Below are 19,322 nucleotides of genomic sequence, written 5' to 3' on the forward strand. Positions count from 1 at the left end.
AAACTCTGAAATTTTCAGAATTTACAGGCATTTATTTTATGGAAGTCCCCTAAAGTTACACTTTTTAACCCGTCCACGCAAACCCTAACCGTCTTTCAGCGCTTCGCCCTATTATGGTGCAAATCAAGGGTTAACCATTAATCATAAAACACATTCTCAGATCTTAATTTTCAGAAAAATACGTATTTATTCGTACGCACTCAAAAACCATCAGCGGGCTTCCGGACTACGACCCGATTCCAACCGATTCCCGGCCGAACCGCATTCATCCGTCTGCATGAAGGCCTCTCAGGCGGGCGCGGCGGTGCTTCTCCGCGGCCGGCACCGATACAATTCGGAATACGCCAATCCAAGCGAACCGCTGCCCGGGTTTGCTTTTTTCTTCACGGGCGCGACTGAGCCGGCAGAATCTCAATTTCCTCCGCCACCCGAATACCTCTAAAAAATGAACACCATGTCTCGTCAAGAAGAAGGCCTTGAGCGCATCCGTGATCTGGATGTCCTCTCCACAATTCCCGAGATGCTCGCCCTCCAGGTTGAAAAGCGTCCGACTGCCATTGGCTGGAAGTCCTGGGATGCAAAAAAGAAGGCATGGCGCGACTGGACCTTCCGCGAGGCATACGACGAAGTGGAGCGCTGGCGTCACGCGCTTGCCGGCATGGGCCTTGAACGCGGCGCGCGCGTGGCGATGCTGCTTCCCAACTGCATGGAAGCGGTGCTCTTCGACCAGTCGGTCCTCGCCAACGCCCTCACGCCCGTGCCGCTCCACGCCATCGATACGCCGAAGTCCTCGGCCTACATCCTCAACGACTCGGGCGCCGAGGTTCTCGTCACCAACAAGAAGCTCAAGTGGCGTCAGATCCGCGAATCCGGGGAGCTTCCGAATCTGAAGCTCGTCGTCATCACGGACGATGAATTCTGCGACGATCCGGATGCCGCCATTCCGACGATGTCGCTTGAGACCTGGCTCAAAAAGACGCCTGAGGCGCCGCTTCCCCCGGGACCGCGCTCCACGGACCTTGCCGCCCTCGTCTATACCTCAGGGACGACCGGCAGCCCCAAGGGAGTCATGCTCACCCACCGGAACGTTCTCTCGAATCTCCGGGGCGTTCTGCTGAGCCTTCAGCCCTGGAGCGGCGAAACGCTCCTTTCCTTCCTTCCGCTCTCGCACACCTTCGAGCGCACGGCCTCCTACTATCTCGCCGTGGGCTGCGGGCTCACGCTCGCCTTCAACCGCTCGATTGCAAACCTTGCCGACGATCTGAAGACCATCCGCCCGAGCATTCTGATGTCGGTGCCCCGCGTCTACGACATGATCTACGGGAAGCTGCGCGACGGTCTTGCAAAGCAGCCCAAATACGTGCAGTACCTCTTCGACTGGGCGGTTGAAGTGGGCTGGCGCCGCGTCTGCCGCGAGAACAACCTCCCCGTTGAACCCTCGGGCCGCGCGTGGCTCGATCCCTTGGTCGCCGGGTTCCTCGACCGCAAGGTGGGCAAAAAGCTCCGCGCGGTCTTCGGCGACAACATTCACCTCTACATTTCCGGCGGCGCCGCGCTCAATCCCGCCGTCGCGCGCGTCTTCCTCGCGCTCGGGGTCCCCATTTATCAGGGCTACGGCATGACGGAAACGAGTCCGATCATTGCAGTGAACCGCATCGGCAGCAACCACCCGACCACGGTGGGGCCGAAGCTCGACAATATCGAAGTGCGGCTCTCCCCCGAAGGCGAACTGCAGGTCCGCGGTCCCTCGGTCATGCAGGGCTACTGGCATCGCGAGGACGCGACGAAGGCGATTCTTTCCGACGAAGGGTGGCTCTCCACCGGCGACGTGGCGGAAATCTACGAAGACGGGCACATCCGCATCACGGGCCGCATCAAGGAAATCATCGTTACCTCCTCGGGCGAAAAAGTGCCGCCCGCGGACCTTGAAGCCGCAATTGAATGCGACCGGCTCTTCTCGCAGACGATGGCGGTGGGCGACGACCGTCCCTGTATCGGGCTCGTTGCCGTCGTGAATCCCGATGAATGGAAGCGCCTTGCTGAAAGCCTCGGGCTCGACCCCGAGGATGAAAAGTCGCTCACCTCGCGCGAAGCCACTCAGGCGGCGCTGCGCCGCATCAAGGCCGCTTCGGCGGGCTTCCCCAACTACGGCGTTCCGCGCGTCGTCACGCTTCTGCGCGACCCGTGGACGATTGAAAACGGTCTTCTCACGCCGACGCTCAAGATCAAGCGCGCCCAGATCGTGCGCCGCTACGGCGACAGGATCGACGCCATGTATGAAGCCATTGCTCCGAAGAAGAAGGCCTGACCGCACAAAAAATGCTTGATAGAGATCTTCCGACGGGAAGCCCCGTCACCATTCCACAGTACCTCGCACGCACCGTGCGGGAGATGCCGGAGCGCGAAGCCTTCCGGCAGTTCGACTACGCGGAAAACCGCTGGATTTCCGTCACCTGGCGCGAGTTCTGCCAGTCCGTGATGCGCTGGCGGCGCGCCTTTCATGCGGCGGGACTGCGCCCGGGTGACCGGGCGGCAATGCTCCTCACGAATTCCATCGACGCCGTGACCTTCGATCAGGCGGCGCTCGCGGCCGGCCTCGTGCCGGTTCCGCTTCACGCCATCGATACGCCGGGCTCCTCCTCCTACATCCTCCGCGATTCGGGGAGCCGCATTCTCGTGACGACCTCGAGAGCGCGCTGGAACGCCATTCATGCCGTTTCCGGGAAGCTGCCCGACCTTATGGAGGTTGTCCTCATCAACGACCTCGGAGACGAGGAAGAGGACGGCGTGCGCATCTCGGGACTTGAAACCTGGCTCGCCCGCGGGAACGGCATTCCCGACGACGCCCTGCCCGACGGCCCCAGGGCCGATAGCCTCGCAGGCTTCATCTACACCTCCGGCACCACCGGGCGGCCGAAGGGCGTCATGCTGACCCACGCCAATCTGGTCGCAAACGTGAAGCAGATTTCCGGACGCATTGAGGTCACGCCCGACGACGTCTACCTTTCGTTCCTCCCGTTCTCGCACACGTTTGAACGCACGGTTGCGCACTACGTCGCCCTCGCGCACGGGGCCTCCATGGCCTTCGCCCGCTCGGTCGCCCATATCGAAGCCGACCTTGCGGAAGTACGCCCGACATTGATGTGCACGGTGCCGCGCGTTCTCGAGCGCATCTACCAGAAGCTGCAGCTCGAGCTCTCGAAAGCGTCCGAGCATGATCAGTACATTGCCGCCTGGGCGGCCGAAGCCGGCTGGCGGCGCTTCTGCCGCGAAAACGGCCTTCCCGTGGAGCCTTCGGAGCGAGCTCAGCTCGATGAAACCGTGCTGCCGACCCTTGACGAGGATGTCGGCGTCAAGGTGCGCGCCGTCTTCGGCGGCCGCATGAAGGCGATCTTTGCGGGGGGCGCGAGCCTTTCCGCGACCGTTGCCCGCTACTTCTGCGCGATGGGACTTCCCATTCGCCAGGTCTACGGCCTCACGGAAACGAGTCCCATCATTTCCTTTACCGCTGCAACCATGAACCACCCCGACTGCGTGGGCTGGCCTGTCAGTCAAACGCAGGTGAGGCTCGGAATCAACGACGAGCTGCAGGTCCGCGGTCCCCAGGTCATGCAGGGCTACTGGCAGCGTCCGGCCGATACCGCCCGGGCCTTCACCGAGGACGGGTGGTTCCGCACCGGCGACCAGGCGGATCTCTCCGACGGCGGGCGCGTTCGCATCCGCGGGCGCTTGAAGGAAATCATCGTAACCTCCACGGGCGAAAAGATTGCTCCGGTGGACCTCGAATTCGCCATCCAGAACGACCCGCTTTTCGAGCAGGTCTTCGTCTACGGCGAAAACCGCCCCTTCATCAGCGCGCTCCTCGTCGTGCAGCCCGAGCTCTGGCAGTCGCTCTGCCGGGAAATGGAGCTTGACCCCGAGGATCCCGCCACGCTCACGGACAGAAGCATGACGAGGCTTCTGCTCAAGCGCGTGCGCGCCGCGGCGAAGGACTTCCCTTCCTACGGCATTCCGCGCTCGATTGCCGTCGTGCGCGAACCCTTCACGATTGAGAACGGCCTTCTTACGCCGACCATGAAGCCGCGCAGAAAGGAAATCTTTGCCCGCTGGGGACACCTGATTGAAGCCATCTATGCGGGACACCCCGCAGCCTGATTCCTCAGGTATACGGGAATTTTCTCCGCACAATCGACCTTTCTCACAAGCGCTCCGCACGCCACTTCCGGCATGCGGAGCGTTTTGCTTAAAGGCACGCGAAAAAAACTTTCGGCCGGACCACACGGAGAAGTAAAAAATCATTAGACTGCGTGCGCAAACCAATCTCGGATTTTCCTTCCCCGCCGCTCCGGTGCTTTTACCCGCACAGTCGGCATGCATCAAGAGGGGAGGAACATTCAGCCCGCGGGGAACGCCCGTTCCCTCCCGGCGCAGACTGAATTCAATTACGTGCCGTACTCCGGATTCCGCAGAGCAGAAAGCCTCTGCAGGGTTCGACCGGTGTATTTTTTTTTGCACTCAGAGGTTGTTATGCGACTCCTTCAGACGGCTTACACGTTCGACGACGTTCTGCTCGTTCCCGCCTACTCGGAAATCCTCCCGCGCGACACGCAGCTTCAGACGAAGCTCACCCGCGGTCTTTCGATCAACATTCCGATGGTTTCCGCCGCCATGGACACGGTGACGGAAGCGAAGCTCGCGATCGCCCTCGCTCAGGAAGGCGGCATCGGCTTCATTCACAAGAACATGACCGCCGACCAGCAGGCCGCTGAAGTCGCCAAGGTGAAGCGCCATGAAGCCGGCGTCGTTGCCGAACCGATCACGATCGGCCCCGACATGCTCGTGGGCGACGTGATTGCGCTCGCCCGCGAACACCGCATTTCCGGCCTTCCGGTCGTTGCCGAAGACGGCTCCGTCCTCGGCATGGTCACGAACCGCGACCTGCGCTTTGAAACCCGCATGAGCGTTCCCGTCCGCGAAGTCATGACGCCGCGCGAACGCCTCGTCACGGTTCACGAAGGCGCCTCGCTCGAGGAAGCGAAGGAACTCATGCACCAGCACCGCCTCGAGCGCGTGCTCGTCGTTACGAAGGACTTCCACCTCGCCGGCCTCATGACGGTGAAGGACATCACGAAGGCGACCGACCATCCGTTCGCCGCCAAGGACGCCAAGGGCAAGCTCCTCGCCGGCGCTGCCGTTTCCGTCGGCCAGGGCACGGAAGAACGCGTTGAGAAGCTCGTCGACGCCGGCGTCGACGTGATCGTCGTCGATACGGCTCACGGCCACTCGAAGGGCGTTCTCGACCGCGTCAAGTGGGTGAAGACCCATTACCCGGATCTGCAGGTGATCGGCGGCAACATCGCCACCGGCGAAGCTGCTCTCGCCCTCGTCGAGCACGGCGCTGACGGCGTCAAGGTCGGCATCGGCCCGGGCTCGATCTGCACGACCCGCATCGTGGCCGGCGTCGGCGTTCCCCAGATCACCGCCATCAGCAACGTCGCCGAAGCCCTTCAGGGCACGGACGTTCCCTGCATCGCCGACGGCGGCATCCGCTTCTCGGGCGACATCGCCAAGGCGATCGCCGCGGGCGCGAGCTCCGTCATGATGGGCGGCATGTTCGCCGGCACGGAAGAAGCTCCGGGCGAAGTGATCCTCTACCAGGGCCGCTCCTACAAGTCCTACCGCGGCATGGGCTCGCTCGGCGCCATGGGCAAGGGCTCGGCCGACCGCTACTTCCAGGACAACAACCAGGGCAACATCGACAAGTTCGTGCCGGAAGGCATCGAAGGCATGGTTCCCTACAAGGGATCCATCTCCGCGATCATCTATCAGATGATCGGCGGTCTGCGCTCCTCGATGGGCTACTGCGGCTGCCGCACGATCGAAGAAATGCGCACCCGCGCCCGCTTCGTTCAGATCACCGCCGGCGGCCTGCGTGAATCGCACGTCCACGACGTGAAGATCACGAAGGAAGCCCCGAACTATCGTCAGGCCAACTGATAAAGCCTCAGAACGGGATGCTCCCTCCTGCGGAGCCTCCCGATCCGGAGCAAAAAACGTCAAGGCGCCCGAACCCCCGAAGAAATCCGGGCGCGGGCGCCTTTTCATTTTGTTATAGTCTCGCCCGAATCTTCTTTAAGAGCTCTCTGCATTCCGCCAGGCGCTCTCAGGAAGAGACGAATACTTTTTCCCGAACTGCAGCGTACCCATGCAAACCTCTCACGACCGCATTCTGATTCTCGACTTCGGCAGCCAGGTGACCCAGCTCATCGCCCGCCGCGTGCGCGAAGCCCACGTCTACTGCGAAGTTCATCCGAACGATGTTTCGGCGGACTTCATCCGCGAGTTCGCCCCGAAGGGCATCATTCTCTCGGGCTCGCACATGAGCGCCTATGAGGAAAGCAACGACCAGGCGAGCCAGGCCGTCTTTGAAGCGGGCGTTCCCGTTCTCGGCATCTGCTACGGCATGCAGACGATGGCCCAGCAGCTCGGCGGCAAGGTCGAAAGCGGCACGAAGCGCGAATTCGGCTACGCTGAAGTGCGCGCCCGCAACCACACGAAGCTCCTCGAGGGGATTGAGGACTTCCGCACGGAATCGGGCGAAGGCATGCTGAAGGTCTGGATGTCGCACGGCGACAAGGTCTCTGAGCTTCCTCCCGGGTTCAAGGTGATGTGCTCGACCCCGTCCTGCCCGATCGCCGGCATGTGCGACGAGGAGCGGGGCTTCTACGCCGTGCAGTTCCACCCGGAAGTCACGCATACCGTTCAGGGGCGCCAGATCCTCAACCGCTTCGTTCTCGACATCTGCAAGTGCCGTCCCGACTGGGTGATGGGCAATTACGTTGCCGAAGCCGTTGAAACCATCCGCCGCGAAGTGGGCGACGAGGAAGTGATTCTCGGCCTCTCGGGCGGCGTCGACAGCTCCGTCGCTGCGGCCCTCATTCACCGCGCCATCGGCCGCCGCCTCACCTGCGTCTTCGTCGACAACGGCCTCCTTCGCAAGGGCGAACGCGAACAGGTTCGCGAAACCTTTGAAAAGAACATGGGCCTCAAGCTCATCGTGGTCGATGCCGTCGACCGCTTCATGAATGCGCTCGCGGGCGTCTCCGACCCCGAGCAGAAGCGCAAGATCATCGGCCGCGAATTCGTGAACGTCTTCCAGGCTGAAGCTGAAAAGATCAAGAATGCCCGCTGGCTCGCCCAGGGCACGATTTATCCGGACGTGATTGAATCGGCGGGCGCCAAGACGAAGAAGGCGAAGGTGATCAAGAGCCACCACAATGTGGGCGGCCTTCCCGAGACGCTCCACCTCAAGCTTCTCGAGCCGCTTCGCAGCCTCTTCAAGGACGAAGTGCGCGAACTCGGCATCGAGCTCGGGCTCCCCGCTGAAATGGTCTACCGCCATCCCTTCCCCGGTCCGGGCCTTGGCGTCCGCATCCTGGGTGAAGTGAAGCGCGAATACGCGGATCTTCTGCGCGAAGCCGATGCGATCTTCATCGAGGAACTCCGCAAGGCCGGCCTCTACGACAAGGTGAGCCAGGCGTTCGTCGTCTTCCTCCCCGTCAAGTCCGTGGGCGTCATGGGCGACGGCCGCACCTACGAATGGGTGGTGTCGCTGCGCTCGGTCCAGACCTCCGACTTCATGACGGCCAAGTGGAGCGAGCTCCCCTACGAGCTTCTCGGCACCGTTTCGAACCGCATCATCAACGAAGTCCGCGGCATCAACCGCGTGGTCTACGACGTGAGCGGCAAACCCCCTGCCACGATTGAATGGGAATAACCTCTCCCGGAAATCCTCGTCTTCAGCAGCCTGAGATCCCGCATTTCAGGCTGCTGAGCAGGAAAAAGGCAGTCCGCATCCAGACGGGCTGCCTTTCTTTTTAGTCAGTACACCCTCCTCTGCCGCCGGAATTTCCGGGGAGCTCTGAAAAAATCGGCGCCTTCCCCGGGCAAAGCAGGGAAAGCGCCGATCAGGCTCTGAGATTCTTCAGTTATCAATCAAGCGACCTGATGGTGCCCGAGAGCTGAGCGAGCTTCATTGCAACTTCCGCCGCTTTCTCGAGCGACTTCACGGGAATGCATTCGTAGATTCCGTGGAAGTTCATGCCGCCCGTAAAGACATTCGGGCAGGGAAGACCGCGAACGGAAAGACGCGCGCCGTCCGTGCCGCCGCGAATCGGCTCCTCGATCGGGTCAAGACCCGCCGCGCGATAGGCTTCGCGTGCGATTTCCAGAACCTTGGGCGCCCGGTCGAGGTAGGGACGCATGTTCTGGTAGCTGTCCTTGATTTCGATCCTGGCCTTCGCCTGCGGATAGAGCGCATTCATCTTTTCAACGAGTGCGGCGAGAAGCGCCTTCTTTTCTTCATAGAGCGCCGTGTCGTGGTCGCGGATGAGAATGCGGATCTTCGTCGCAACGACGTTCCCCTGCATCATGTTGGGGTGAAGGAACCCTTCATGACCGGCCGTGCATTCGGGGCTCATCTCTGCGGGGAGCATTTCCATGAATTTCGCCGCGTAGCGCAGCGAATTCACCATCTTGTCCTTTGCCAGACCCGGATGAACGCCCACGCCTTCAATCGTCACGATGGCCGTGCCGCCGTTGAAGTTTTCGCTCTCAAGGGTCCCCACTTCGCCGCCGTCGAACGTGTAAGCATACTGGGCGCCAAAGTGTCCGATGTCGAAGTTTTCCGTGCCGCGAGCCACTTCCTCATCAGGCGTGAAGCCGATCGCGAGGCGCGCATGCGGAATTTCCGGGTGCGCTGCAATTTCAGCGGCCATCGTCATGATGGCAGCGACGCCTGCCTTGTCGTCGGCGCCGAGAAGGGTCGTGCCGTCCGTGAAGATGATGTCTTCGCCGGCGTACTTCGTGATCTCAGGGAAGTCGGCTGCCTTGAAGACAATATTCTTTTCCGCATTGAGAACGACATCTCCGCCCTCATAGCGCAGGATCTGCGGCTTCACGTTTTCGCCTGAGGCGTCAGGCGACGTATCCATATGCGCGATGAAGCCGATCGAGGGACAGGCCTCGCACCCCTTCGAGGCGGGAATTTCAGCGTAGACGACGCCGCCATTGCCCACATGGGCATTTTCGAGACCGAAGGACTTCAATTCCTCAACCAGAGCTTCGGCGAGCTTCAGCTGCTTTGCCGTTGAGGGAGCCGTGCTGCTCTCACGCGCCGACTGCGTATCGAAGCTTACGTAGCGAAGGAATCGCGATTGAACCGTGTCCGTCATGATGATTTTCTTTTGCCTTTGAATGCTGTTTGAAAATTCGTCTTTTCTGAGGAACGAGCGCTTCAGGACCGTCGCGCGTGCTCTTCCGAGCAACTCGAACCGTCAGGGAACGTCACAAAAAAGCCCGGCGCCCCGGAAATCAGTGCGGAGCGCCGGTTTTGTCAGAGAGAAGCGCAGAAGCTTCTATCCGGCTTTAGAAATAGTAAGAGAGGCCCGCAACGGTACTGAGCGACTCAGGCTTCAGCTTCTTGCCGTCGTACTTGTATTCGCCTTCCGTGTAGCCGATGCCCGTATAGACGCGCGTGCTCTTCGAGAGGTTGTACTGGTACCCGAGGCCCGCGAACCAGGCGGTGGCCTTCACCTTTTCGTCGAACTCATCGGTTTCCGCCTTGAGAGCGCCGACGGAGGCGAGTACCTTGCCGCCAGCGAGCGGAGCGTCAAAGCCCACGATGCCGCTGTAGCCCTCGAGTTCATCGAATGCCTTCGTAATGCCCAGCGTCGTCTTCATCGCATCGCTGTTCCAGCCCTGCGTGCTGAGCGCATTGGCATTGCCGAAGCAGTGGGCAGCCGCATAGACGGTCATGAAGCCGAAGTTGTAGTTGCCGCCCAGGGTGACGCGCCACATGTCTTCCGGGTTCTTTGCCTTATGGTCGCCGGTCTCCAGGTTCGAAAGCGTGCCTTCGTTCATGCCTTCATAAAGGAGAACCGTACTGAGGGCGCCCACGGTGTAGGTTGCGCCGATGCCCATGTAGCGGTCGGTGCCGGCCTTGTTTTCATAGTCGTTCGTACCCATCGCATAGGCGGCCGTCACCTGGAAGCCAGCCATATTGGGGCTGCGGTACGTGAGGATGTTGTCGCGGCGGGAGGGATCAATCTTCGCAAAGACGATGCCCTGATTGCCGATATTGCCCATGCCCGTGCCGAAGGGGTTGACGCCGCCCAAGAGATTGAAGCTGCCGCCGTCAGTGCCGAGAATCGCGGAGCGGCCGGCAGAGATCGTGCCGAAGGGGCCGACGAGCTGCAGGGTGGCCTCGCGGTCAAAAATCGTATCGGCCGTGCTCAGGGCGCCCGTATCGGACTTGAAGCCGTTTTCGAGCACGAACTTCACCTGGTAGCCGTTCCCGAGGTCTTCGCTGCCGCGAAGACCGAAGCGGCTCGCTGTGCCGACGCCGGAGTCGAGCGTGAACTTGTCGGTCGCGTGGCCGACGCCCGGATCTGTATGTTCATAGACGAGGCCCGCGTCAATGCGGCCGTAGATCTGAACATCGGCGGCGGAAGCCTGGGAAGCCATGCCGAAAGTGAGGGCGGCAACTGCTGCGGCGAGAGCGATGTTGAGCTGTTTCATCGTTTTGTTTCCTGGATTTCACGGAGATGCCGGGCCTCGAAGAAAAAGCGCCGGATCAGAAATCCATCCAGTTTTTTTCCGGAAGGCGCTTCAAGACAACTCCATTTGGTGGTGGTCAAGAAATCAGGGGATATATTTTGAAATTGACTGCCTTCTTCGTCATTGACCGCGAAAAAAGCGTCTGACGGCCATCCCCGGCATTGCTGCCGGTTCCCCGTATTCACACGTCAGATGCCGAATGTATTTCGGTTTCTAGGTACTTTGCTATACGTGAAAACCAGACTTACTTTGACTGAAAAACTGCCCATTTCTGCCGCACGCAGTCAGGGTTCATCAATTCTTCAGCAGATTCAATGCGATAGCAATTTTTCTTTGATGACGGCGCCTCAGGGCGTTTTCAGGATGGCTGCTGTGCATTTTTCTCACACCAACAAAAAAGGACGCCTAGCGGCGTCCTTTTTCAGGTGCTCGAACGGAAAACCGGGAATTACTTCATCGCGCCCGGAAGAATCAGCGCACGAACGTCAACCTTCTTTTCCATCATGCCGTTTTCAAGGAGGAAGGCCTGATCGGTTTCAAGGCTCTTTACGTCAGCTTCAGTGAGAACGTCGTAAAAGCCCGACCAGTCGTAGAGCTTCTCGGCATCAGCCATGCTGATCCCCTGCTCCTTCGCACCCATGGCAAGGGCCTCAGCCTTATGGGCCTTGATCCAGGCGAGCGCGGCGCGGTTCGTTGCCACGACCTTCTCATAAGCTTCCGGATACTGTTCAACGAATGCGCGGCGAACCGTCATGACGAGGTTCGGCGAAACGTAGCCTTCGCAGGTGGCAATCGTCTTCGCGCCCGCGGCATTGGCCTTGATGATGAGGCCGGCAGCGACGAGACCCGCATCAACCTGCCCGGAGACGACCGCAGTCATGGCCTTGCCCGGATCCATGTTGACGAAGTCGACGTCCGAGATCTTCATGCCTTCCTTCAAAAGCGCGGCAACGAGGAGCTGATGGAGCACCGTGCCCTTGGGACCGGCGACCTTCTTGCCCTTCAGATCCTTCACGGAATAATTCGTGCCGGGCTTGCCGATGAGCGCAAAGATCTTCTGCGGGTGAGCGACGCCCGAGGCAATGGCGATCGGGTTCCCGGCGCCGGCAGCCATCAGGACGCTTGCCGTATTCATCACGGCGGAGAAGTCGAGGTCGCCCGAAGCCATCGCCTGGCCCTGAACGGCGCCCGAATTGATGACGCGCCACTTGATCGAGACGCCGTCAGCCTTAAAGGCATCCTCGAGCATGCCGCGCTCCTTCATCACAATGTTCTGAAGGTTGAAGGGCGACTTCACGTAGGTAATGGAGATGCTCTCGGGCATCGTGGCGGCGGAGAGCGCCGTGCTGAGCGTAATGGCGAGCGCGGCGATAAAGGACTTGAATTTCATTTTGTGCCTGAAGCCAAAAAATATCTGAAGAGCGCACGAAAAAGCGGCGCCAATACGTAACTGGAGCCGCTTTTCCGCGCAGCCGCTTCTCAATGAGAATTGTCCTCAATTCTAGATTCGTCCCGCGCTACCGGCGCATCAGGATCGAAAGGATTTCCTCTTCGAGCCTCGCCACGCCCGGAGAGGAGAGTCTTCTCGGACGCGGGAGGTCGATCGAGAAAATTTCAGGCGCCTGGGTCGATTCGAGAATCACGGCAGAGTCGGCCATCCGGACGGCTTCGCGCACATCGTGCGTAATCATGAGAACCGTCATGCGGCGCCTCGAGAAGACTTCGATCGATTCATCCTGGAGCTCCTCGCGGGTGAGCGCATCTAGAGCGCCGAAGGGTTCATCCATCAGAAGCACTTCCGGATCCGCCGCCAGGGCGCGTGCGAACCCCACGCGCTGCTGCTGGCCGCCCGAAAGTTCTCCGGGAAAGCTTTCCGCCCGACTCGAGAGACCAACAAGGGCGAGCGCTTCCGAGACCCTCGGGTCATGGAGCGCACTCTCCCCGCATTCGGGGATGAGCGAGAGCGCGACATTCTCCCTTACGGTCTTCCAGGGAAGGAGCAGCGGTTCCTGAAAAACCATCGAGAGCCGCGGGGCGTCGTTCCCGCCCGTAAAGCGGATGGATCCGCTCTTCTTTTCGATAAGCTTTGAAATCGCCTTGATGAGGGTCGTCTTTCCGCAGCCGGAACGACCGAGGATCGCCGTCACTTTTCCTCCCGGAAGAGAGAGCGTGAGGTTTGAAACGGGAGGCTTCGCGAGTCCAGGATAGCTCACGGTCAGATCCCTGATTTCAATACCGGGAAGCGCTTCAGGGGGCTGCCTGAGCGCATCAGCCGTCCGCTTCGGCTCATGACCTTCCGGCGCCTTTTCATCATCAGACGCCGCAGCTTTGCTCGAGGATGTCCAGGGCGCCGCACGCTCGGCCGCAATCCGGAAAAGCTTGTCGCAGATGATGCCGAGAACGGCAATCGTCAGGATGCCCACCATCACGACGTCGGTTCTGGCAAGCGCCGACGCGTCCTCTATCAGGTAGCCGAGGCCTGATGCGGCGGCAATGAGTTCCGAACCGACGAGCGCGCGCCAGGCGTAGCCGAAGCCGAGCCTCAGGCCCGTGATGATCCCGGGCGAGGCACCCGGAATGAGAATGTGGCGCGCGGCTTCCCTTTCCGAAAGACCGAAGATACGGGCGAGATCGCGGTAGTCGTTCCTCGCTTTCGAAAGCGCCGTCAGCGCCGAGAGATAAATCGGAAAGAAGCTCGCAAGAACAACGATGGCAAGCTTCGGCGCCTCATCGATCCCGAGCCAGAGAATAAGAAGCGGAACAAGGGAGAGCGGCGGAATAACCCTCAGCGCCTCGAGCGTGAGGGAAAGAAAGTCGTTGAGCCGCTCGGACCGCGACACAAGAAGCGCGAGCGTGAGCGCAATTGAAGCCGAAATCAGAAAGCCCGAAAAGACCCGCAGCATGGAGGTTGCCGCGTGGTGAAGGAGCTCCCCGGAGGCGAGGAGCGCCGTGAAGCGCTCCGCCACGGCTCCCGGCCCCGGGAGCAGAAGCGCCGGAACGCTTCCGGTTTCGGCAATTCCCCACCAGAAGAGAAGAAGCAGGACGGGAAGCACGAAGGAAAGAAGCTTCTTGGTCATCAGCGAAGGGAAAAAGAAAATGCAGCCGGGAGAAAATGCGTGAACGGGCGCCGGCAGCTGACGTCCGGCGCCCGTTCACTATTCTGGGCTCAAAATTTCCTCAGCTCCAGTCATCAGGCGAGGAAGATCATGTCCATGATGAAGAAGGTGGGGAAGAGAATCAGCACCGACCAGGCCATGTAGCCGAAGAAGGACGGCATCTTGATGCCGCGTTCGTTGCAGATTGCCACCGTCATGAAGTTGGGGGCATTGCCGATGTAGGTAACCGCACCCATGAAGACAGAGCCCATGGAGATGGCCATCAGCGTATGCGCATCCTCGTTCATGAGCACCGTCGGATCGCCGCCCGCAAGGTTGAAGAAGGCGAGGTACGTGGGCGCATTGTCGAGGAACGCGGAGAGCATGCCCGTGAGCCAGAAGAAGACCGTGTTGTTGAAGGTCCCGTCGGCGTTCGTGACAAGGGCAACGAGGGACGCAAAGGCGCCCTCATGGCCCGCGCGGAGCATCTCCAGCACCGGCACGATGCAGCAGAAGATGCCGAAGAAGAGCTTGCCGACCTCGAGAATCGGATCCCACGAGAAGTGGTTGGCTTCGCGCGTAGCCTTCGAGGTAAGAACGAGCGAGAGCGCGGCAATCACGATGAAGAGGCCGTCGCGGCAGAGGGATTCGAGCGCGAAGTGAACGCCGAGAATCGTAATCTCAACGCCCGACTTCCAGAAGCCCGACATCAGAACCGCACCGATGATGCAGGCGAGAAGCGGAATGTTGACGAGGCCCTCGAGCGCAAACTTCGTCGTCGGATCCTTCGGCTTGAAGCCGTCGGCCAAGTCCTTCCTGTACATGATCGTGTCGATCACGTGATGGATGGCGAGAAGAATCAGGCAGCAGAGAAGCCAGGGGAGGATGACGTGTTCGGTCGTCCAGAAGAAGGAAACGCCCTTCAGGAAGCCGAGGAAGAGCGGCGGGTCGCCGAGCGGCGTCAGCGCGCCGCCCACATTGGCGACGAGGAAGATGAAGAAGATGAAGGTGCTGATCGAACGCTTTCTGCCTTCATTGGCATGAATGAGCGGACGAATGAGAAGCATCGCGGCGCCCGTCGTACCCATGAAGTTCGCGAGCACGGCACCGAGCGCGAGGAAGCACGTGTTGACGATCGGGCGGCCGACGAAGGACCCCTTCACGTGAATGCCGCCAGCCACAATGAAGAGCGACCCCACGAAGATGATGAAGGGCACGTAGTCCGCGAGGAGCACGTGGATGATGGAATTGATGCCCGTCGAAAAGTCAATGAGAAGGCAGAGCGGCACGGCGCAGCAGAGCGCCCAGAAGACGGCGACCTTGCCGAAATTCGCGTGCCAGAAATGCGGCAGGAAAAGCGGCATGAGCGCAATCGAAAGCAGAATGCCTGCAAACGGAATGGCCCAGCCGAGCCCGAGAGCGCTGCCGTCAAGGGAAGCGGCGCTCGCCGGCAGGGCGGCGGAAAGAAAGGCGAGCGCTGCAAGCGCACGGGCGGGGAAGAGAGACGTCACGAGGAACTCCCGGCTTTAGGCTTTATGTTTTGTTTTTGTGGCCGGCCTTCGGGAAAAAACACCGTCATGGGCGGGCGTCCGGAAAAGAAGGCCAGTCGAAGGACATTGCCGAAATATGTAAAGCAAGAGACGAGCCTCACGATTGCAGCATATCCCGCGCTTAACCTTACACCGAAAACCGGGCGCAAGGCTTCCCTTCGCCCGGTTTATATGGTTGAAAACCCCCCGTCTAATGCTTTGGGACTATCTCTTTTGTTGGGGTTCGTCGAGGCGGAAAACCTGGCGGAGATATTTGAGATAGCTTTCGTCCTCGCACATGCCTTTTTCGGGCGAATCGGAAATCTTGGCGACGGGCTGGCCGTTGCACTCGATCATCTTGATGACGACGTTCAGAGCCTGCGGGCCGCGGTCGTTCATGAGATTGGTGCCGATGCCGAAGCCCAAGCCCACGCGGCCGTGAAAGCGCCGCCAGAGTTCAAGAATGCGCGGCACCGTGAGGCCGTCGGAAAAGATGAGGCACTTCGTTCTCGGATCGCACTTGTTGGCCGCCCAGTGCTCGATCATGCGCTCTCCCCAGACGAAGGGATCGCCCGAATCATGGCGGGCGCCGTCAAAGAGCTTGCAGAAATACATGTCGAAGTCCTCGAGGAAGGGCTTCATGCCGTACACGTCCGAGAGCGCAATCCCGAGGTCGCCCCGGTATTCCTTCGCCCACTGCTCGAACCCGAAGACCTGGCTGTCGCGAAGCCTCGGCCCCAGCGCCTGACAGGCCTGAAGGTATTCGTGCGCCATGGTGCCCAGGGGCGTGAGGCCCAGCTCCCTGGCAAAGAGCACGTTCGACGTGCCCGAGAGCCTGCTTCCGAGCCGGTCCTTAAGCGCCTCGACCACCTTTCTCTGCCAGGCGCGCGAAAAGCGCCGGCGCGTGCCGTAGTCCGAAATGCGAAGCCCCTCGGCGTCGGGTTCATTGAGAAGGAGATGAATCTTGTCGTTGAGCCTCCTCCAGCCCTCGGCTTCGGAGAGGTCGGGGAAGGTTCTGCGGAAATAGACCTCGTTCACGATGGCGAGCACCGGGATCTCAAAGAGAATGGTATGAAGCCACGGTCCGCGGACATGAATGTCGATGCCGCCGGGACGCGTCGGATCAGCCTTCACCTCAATGTATTTTCTCTTCAGGTGAAAGAGACTCAGGAATTCAATGAAGTCGGGCTTCATGAACCGGAGGCTTCCGAGATACGCGAGCTCGTCTTCGGTGAAGTAGAGCCCGCAGAGATAGTCGATCTCCGCATTGATCTCATCCACGAAGGGCGCAAGGTCCACTCCTGGCGTGCGGCACTTGAATCGGTACTGCACTTCTGCAGCCGGAAACTGATGCAGCACGCACTGCTGCATCGTGAACTTGTAGAGATCCGTGTCGAGAAGCGACTCGATAATCATGCCTTAGCCTCCGTGGGCTTTCTGTATCTGATCCTGACAGTTTAGCTTCTGCCCGCCGGCATACAGAAAAACCCAGATCCTTTTCAAGAGAAAAAGATGAGTTCCGGAGAAAAAAAAGCAATTTTTCAGGCAGCGCCCGGGCCTCCCGGCATTCCTCAGGGAACGGCGACCGGAATCAGAACGACATCGGCGGAGCGCATGCCGATTGCTTCCGGAAAAGGAAGAAGCGTTGAAAGCGGCTTTCCTTCCTTCATCCTCATCTCGAGCACCTCTCTGATCCCGGCACTCATGGCGCGCTTCACGTCCTCAAGGTCTTCGCCCATGAAGGAAAGCGACGGCGTATTGCAGGTGAGAATATAGGCGCCGCTCCCGATGACCCGGAGCAGATCGCAGGGATAAACCAATTCGGCGTCCCCTTCCGGCTCAACGCGGGCAAGCCTCCAGTCGTGAAAGCTCTCCGGCATGGGAACGCATTCGAGGGGCATCGGCCCGGGTTCAGATTCCCCGGCTTCACGGAGGCGCTCAAGCCTGCCCGCAAGCGCTTCACGAAGTTCGCTGAGAAGCTCTTCCGGCGTTGCAGCCTCCGCCTCAAGCTTCTCGAAATCCGGCGCAAATCCGCGCCAGAGGCCATTTTCCGACGCCATTTCAATAAGGACAGGAAACTTCATTGTTGTTGATCTTCTCTTTCAGTGTCCGAAATGCACGCCTCCCCCTTAGAAGCGTGCCCGTTGAATACGGGAAAAATTCTGAAGAACCCTGCGTCAGAAAACGGCTCAGAAAAACGATCAGACCCGGAAACCTGATTCCCGGGCCCGATCTCTCATGACGCGTCAGAGGAGGCCTGCCGCCCGAAGCTGCCTCACGGCTTCCTTCCAGCGCTCCGTGCTTCTCAGGGCCTCAAGCCCGAGGGGAGTTCCCGGATCAGGGAGAAGCCCGGCCAGGCGCTCGGAGAAGCGCTCAGGCCGCTCCCAGTCGAGATCGCGAAGAATCTCATCGACCTCATCGGGGTGATTGCAGTGAAGCACCATGTCGCAGCCTGCCGAAAGCGCCCTACGGGCCCGGTCAGCCACGGATTCAGAGCTTCCGGCGCCCTTCATGGAAAGGTCGTCCGAGAAGACGAGTCCCGTGAAGCCGATCTCGCCGCGCAGAATTTCCTTCAGAAGCGTCGGCGAGAAGGTGGCAGTTTCGCCGCCAAATCCCTCATAGGCAACGTGCGCCGTCATGAGAGAGGAGAGTTCTGAGGCGAGTCCCCGATAGACATCAAGGTCCGAAAGCACTTCTTCCCTCGGGCGCTCGTCCGTGGGGAGCGCCACGTGGCTATCGGCTTCCGCCCAGCCGTGTCCCGGAAAGTGCTTGCCGCAGGAACCCATGCCGCCCGCGCGGAGTCCGGAAATGAGGCCGCGCGCATTGCGCTCGACCTCCGCGGGAGTTTTCCCGAGCGAACGGTTCCCGATCACCTTCGAGCGTCCGTAATCAATGTCGAGTACGGGCGTGAAGCTGAAGTCGACTCCCACGGCACGAAGTTCCGAGGCGAGGATGAATCCCGCCTGAGCGAGGAGCCCCGGCGCCCGGTCGCCGAGCCGCAGGAAGTCCCCCATGGGCGGAATTTCGGTAAAGCCTTCGCGAAAGCGCTGCACGCGACCGCCTTCATGATCGACCGTGATCAGAATGCCGGGACGAACCGCATGAATGGCGCCCGTAAGCGCAGTGAGCTCCTCGGGCGTGGAATAGTTCCGCGTGAAGAGAATCACTGCGCCCGTGAGCGGATGCTGAAGGCGCTTGATTTCACGGGCGCTGAGCGTCGTGCCTTCAATATCAACCACGACGGGACCGAGCGAGTGCGCGCGTTCGAGCTTTTCAAGCGTGAGCATTCGCTTACTCCGCGGCGATTTTGTCGAGGAGTTCGTTGTAGCGGCGCACGGTTTCGGCAAAGCCGAACTGGAGCGCCTCGGCCGTAAAGGCGTGGCCGATCGAGACTTCGAGCACATTGCCGCAGGCTTTAAGCAGCGGCTCAAGATTTTCGAGCGACAAGTCATGACCGGCATTGACGCCGAGCCCCACTTCATCGGCAAGCTTCGCGCAGTCGGCATAGGGCGTGACGATCGCATCCGCAATCGGCGTATTCCAGGCGTCCGCATAGGCTTCGGTATAGAGCTCAATGCGATCGGCCCCGACTTCCTTGGCAAAACGGGTGTACTCGGGCTCCGGATCCATGAAGAGGCTCACGCGGCAGCCGTAGGACTTCGCTTCCTCAATCACGGGAACGAGCCTGGCGCGCACTTCCGGATCAGAAAAGTCAAAGCCGTGGTCTGAGGTTTTCTGACCCACGGCATCGGGCACGAAGGTCGCCTGATGCGGGCGGATGTCGCGCAGGATCGGCATCAGGTTTTCAAAGGGGTTCCCTTCAATATTGAATTCCCGGCCCGGATATTCCTTCACGAGGTCGCTCAGGGGCTTCAGGTCGCTCACGCGGATGTGGCGCTCATCGGGACGCGGATGCACGGTAAGGCCGGCTGCTCCCGCCTCGAGCGCGATGCGGCCGAAGAAGACCGGATCGGGCCAGTTGCCTTCGCGGGAATTGCGGATAAGCGCAACTTTATTCAGATTGACGGAAAGCTGAGTGCGGACCATAAGCGCGAAACTCCAGAGCAATTTGAAGCCGAAT

General features: G+C 60.3%; 14 protein-coding genes. 5 read left to right on the forward strand and 9 right to left on the reverse strand.

Annotated features, from left to right (window positions below; genetic code table 11):
• The first annotated feature begins 445 nt into the window (after window positions 1–445).
• The 4 genes from Q0106_RS07655 (at window position 446) to guaA (ending at window position 7,777) form a co-directional block, all read left to right on the forward strand.
• Window positions 446–2,308, forward strand: coding sequence for a long-chain fatty acid--CoA ligase (locus tag Q0106_RS07655; RefSeq protein ID WP_297611123.1), 1,863 nt, complete (start codon window positions 446–448; stop codon window positions 2,306–2,308).
• Window positions 2,309–2,319: 11 nt separating this feature from the next.
• A complete protein-coding gene (locus Q0106_RS07660; protein ID WP_297611125.1) occupies window positions 2,320–4,155 on the forward strand; it encodes a long-chain fatty acid--CoA ligase in 1,836 nt (611 codons plus the stop codon).
• A 372-nt stretch (window positions 4,156–4,527) separates the two neighbouring features.
• Window positions 4,528–5,997, forward strand: coding sequence for an IMP dehydrogenase (gene guaB / locus Q0106_RS07665; protein ID WP_152157560.1), 1,470 nt, complete (start codon window positions 4,528–4,530; stop codon window positions 5,995–5,997).
• Window positions 5,998–6,205: 208 nt separating this feature from the next.
• Complete coding sequence (guaA, locus tag Q0106_RS07670) at window positions 6,206–7,777, forward strand: glutamine-hydrolyzing GMP synthase (RefSeq protein WP_297611128.1); 1,572 nt, start codon at window positions 6,206–6,208, stop codon at window positions 7,775–7,777.
• Window positions 7,778–7,991: 214 nt separating this feature from the next.
• Here guaA and pepT read toward each other — a convergent pair whose 3' ends face one another.
• Together pepT and Q0106_RS07680 are read right to left on the reverse strand one after the other, a co-directional pair.
• A complete protein-coding gene (gene pepT, locus Q0106_RS07675) occupies window positions 7,992–9,233 on the reverse strand; it encodes a peptidase T (RefSeq protein WP_297611130.1) in 1,242 nt (413 codons plus the stop codon).
• Between the two features lie 193 nt (window positions 9,234–9,426).
• Entirely contained in the window at window positions 9,427–10,578 is a 1,152-nt protein-coding gene (locus tag Q0106_RS07680; protein WP_297611132.1) for a porin, read from the reverse strand.
• Window positions 10,579–10,604: 26 nt separating this feature from the next.
• On the opposite strand from Q0106_RS07680, the gene Q0106_RS07685 reads away from it, so the two are divergent.
• A complete protein-coding gene (locus tag Q0106_RS07685; RefSeq protein WP_297611134.1) occupies window positions 10,605–10,763 on the forward strand; it encodes a hypothetical protein in 159 nt (52 codons plus the stop codon).
• 302 nt (window positions 10,764–11,065) lie between these two features.
• Here the strand turns inward: Q0106_RS07685 and Q0106_RS07690 are convergent, their stop codons facing one another.
• From Q0106_RS07690 to Q0106_RS07720, 7 genes are all read right to left on the reverse strand, one after another.
• A complete protein-coding gene (locus Q0106_RS07690; RefSeq protein WP_297611138.1) occupies window positions 11,066–12,007 on the reverse strand; it encodes an aliphatic sulfonate ABC transporter substrate-binding protein in 942 nt (313 codons plus the stop codon).
• A 127-nt stretch (window positions 12,008–12,134) separates the two neighbouring features.
• Window positions 12,135–13,694: an ATP-binding cassette domain-containing protein gene (locus Q0106_RS07695; RefSeq protein ID WP_297611140.1), complete on the reverse strand. Its 1,560-nt coding sequence runs from the start codon at window positions 13,692–13,694 to the stop codon at window positions 12,135–12,137.
• A 113-nt stretch (window positions 13,695–13,807) separates the two neighbouring features.
• Window positions 13,808–15,223: a sodium:proton antiporter gene (locus tag Q0106_RS07700; protein ID WP_297611142.1), complete on the reverse strand. Its 1,416-nt coding sequence runs from the start codon at window positions 15,221–15,223 to the stop codon at window positions 13,808–13,810.
• Window positions 15,224–15,466: 243 nt separating this feature from the next.
• Window positions 15,467–16,657 carry a nicotinate phosphoribosyltransferase gene (gene pncB / locus Q0106_RS07705; protein ID WP_297611145.1) on the reverse strand — a complete coding sequence of 397 codons (1,191 nt, stop codon included), beginning with the start codon at window positions 16,655–16,657 and terminating at the stop codon, window positions 15,467–15,469.
• 155 nt (window positions 16,658–16,812) lie between these two features.
• Window positions 16,813–17,325, reverse strand: a complete 513-nt coding sequence (locus Q0106_RS07710; RefSeq protein ID WP_297611148.1) for a type II toxin-antitoxin system HicB family antitoxin — start codon at window positions 17,323–17,325, stop codon at window positions 16,813–16,815.
• 162 nt (window positions 17,326–17,487) lie between these two features.
• The gene (nagZ, locus tag Q0106_RS07715) at window positions 17,488–18,528 is read right to left on the reverse strand and encodes a beta-N-acetylhexosaminidase (protein WP_297611152.1); all 1,041 of its coding nucleotides are present in this window, start codon (window positions 18,526–18,528) and stop codon (window positions 17,488–17,490) included.
• 4 nt (window positions 18,529–18,532) lie between these two features.
• On the reverse strand, window positions 18,533–19,288 hold the full coding sequence (locus Q0106_RS07720; protein ID WP_152157550.1) for a pyridoxine 5'-phosphate synthase: 756 nt from the start codon (window positions 19,286–19,288) through the stop codon (window positions 18,533–18,535).
• Window positions 19,289–19,322: the final 34 nt, after the last annotated feature.

The sequence above is a fragment of the uncultured Sutterella sp. genome, assembly GCF_937923675.1.
Lineage (GTDB): Bacteria > Pseudomonadota > Gammaproteobacteria > Burkholderiales > Burkholderiaceae_F > Sutterella.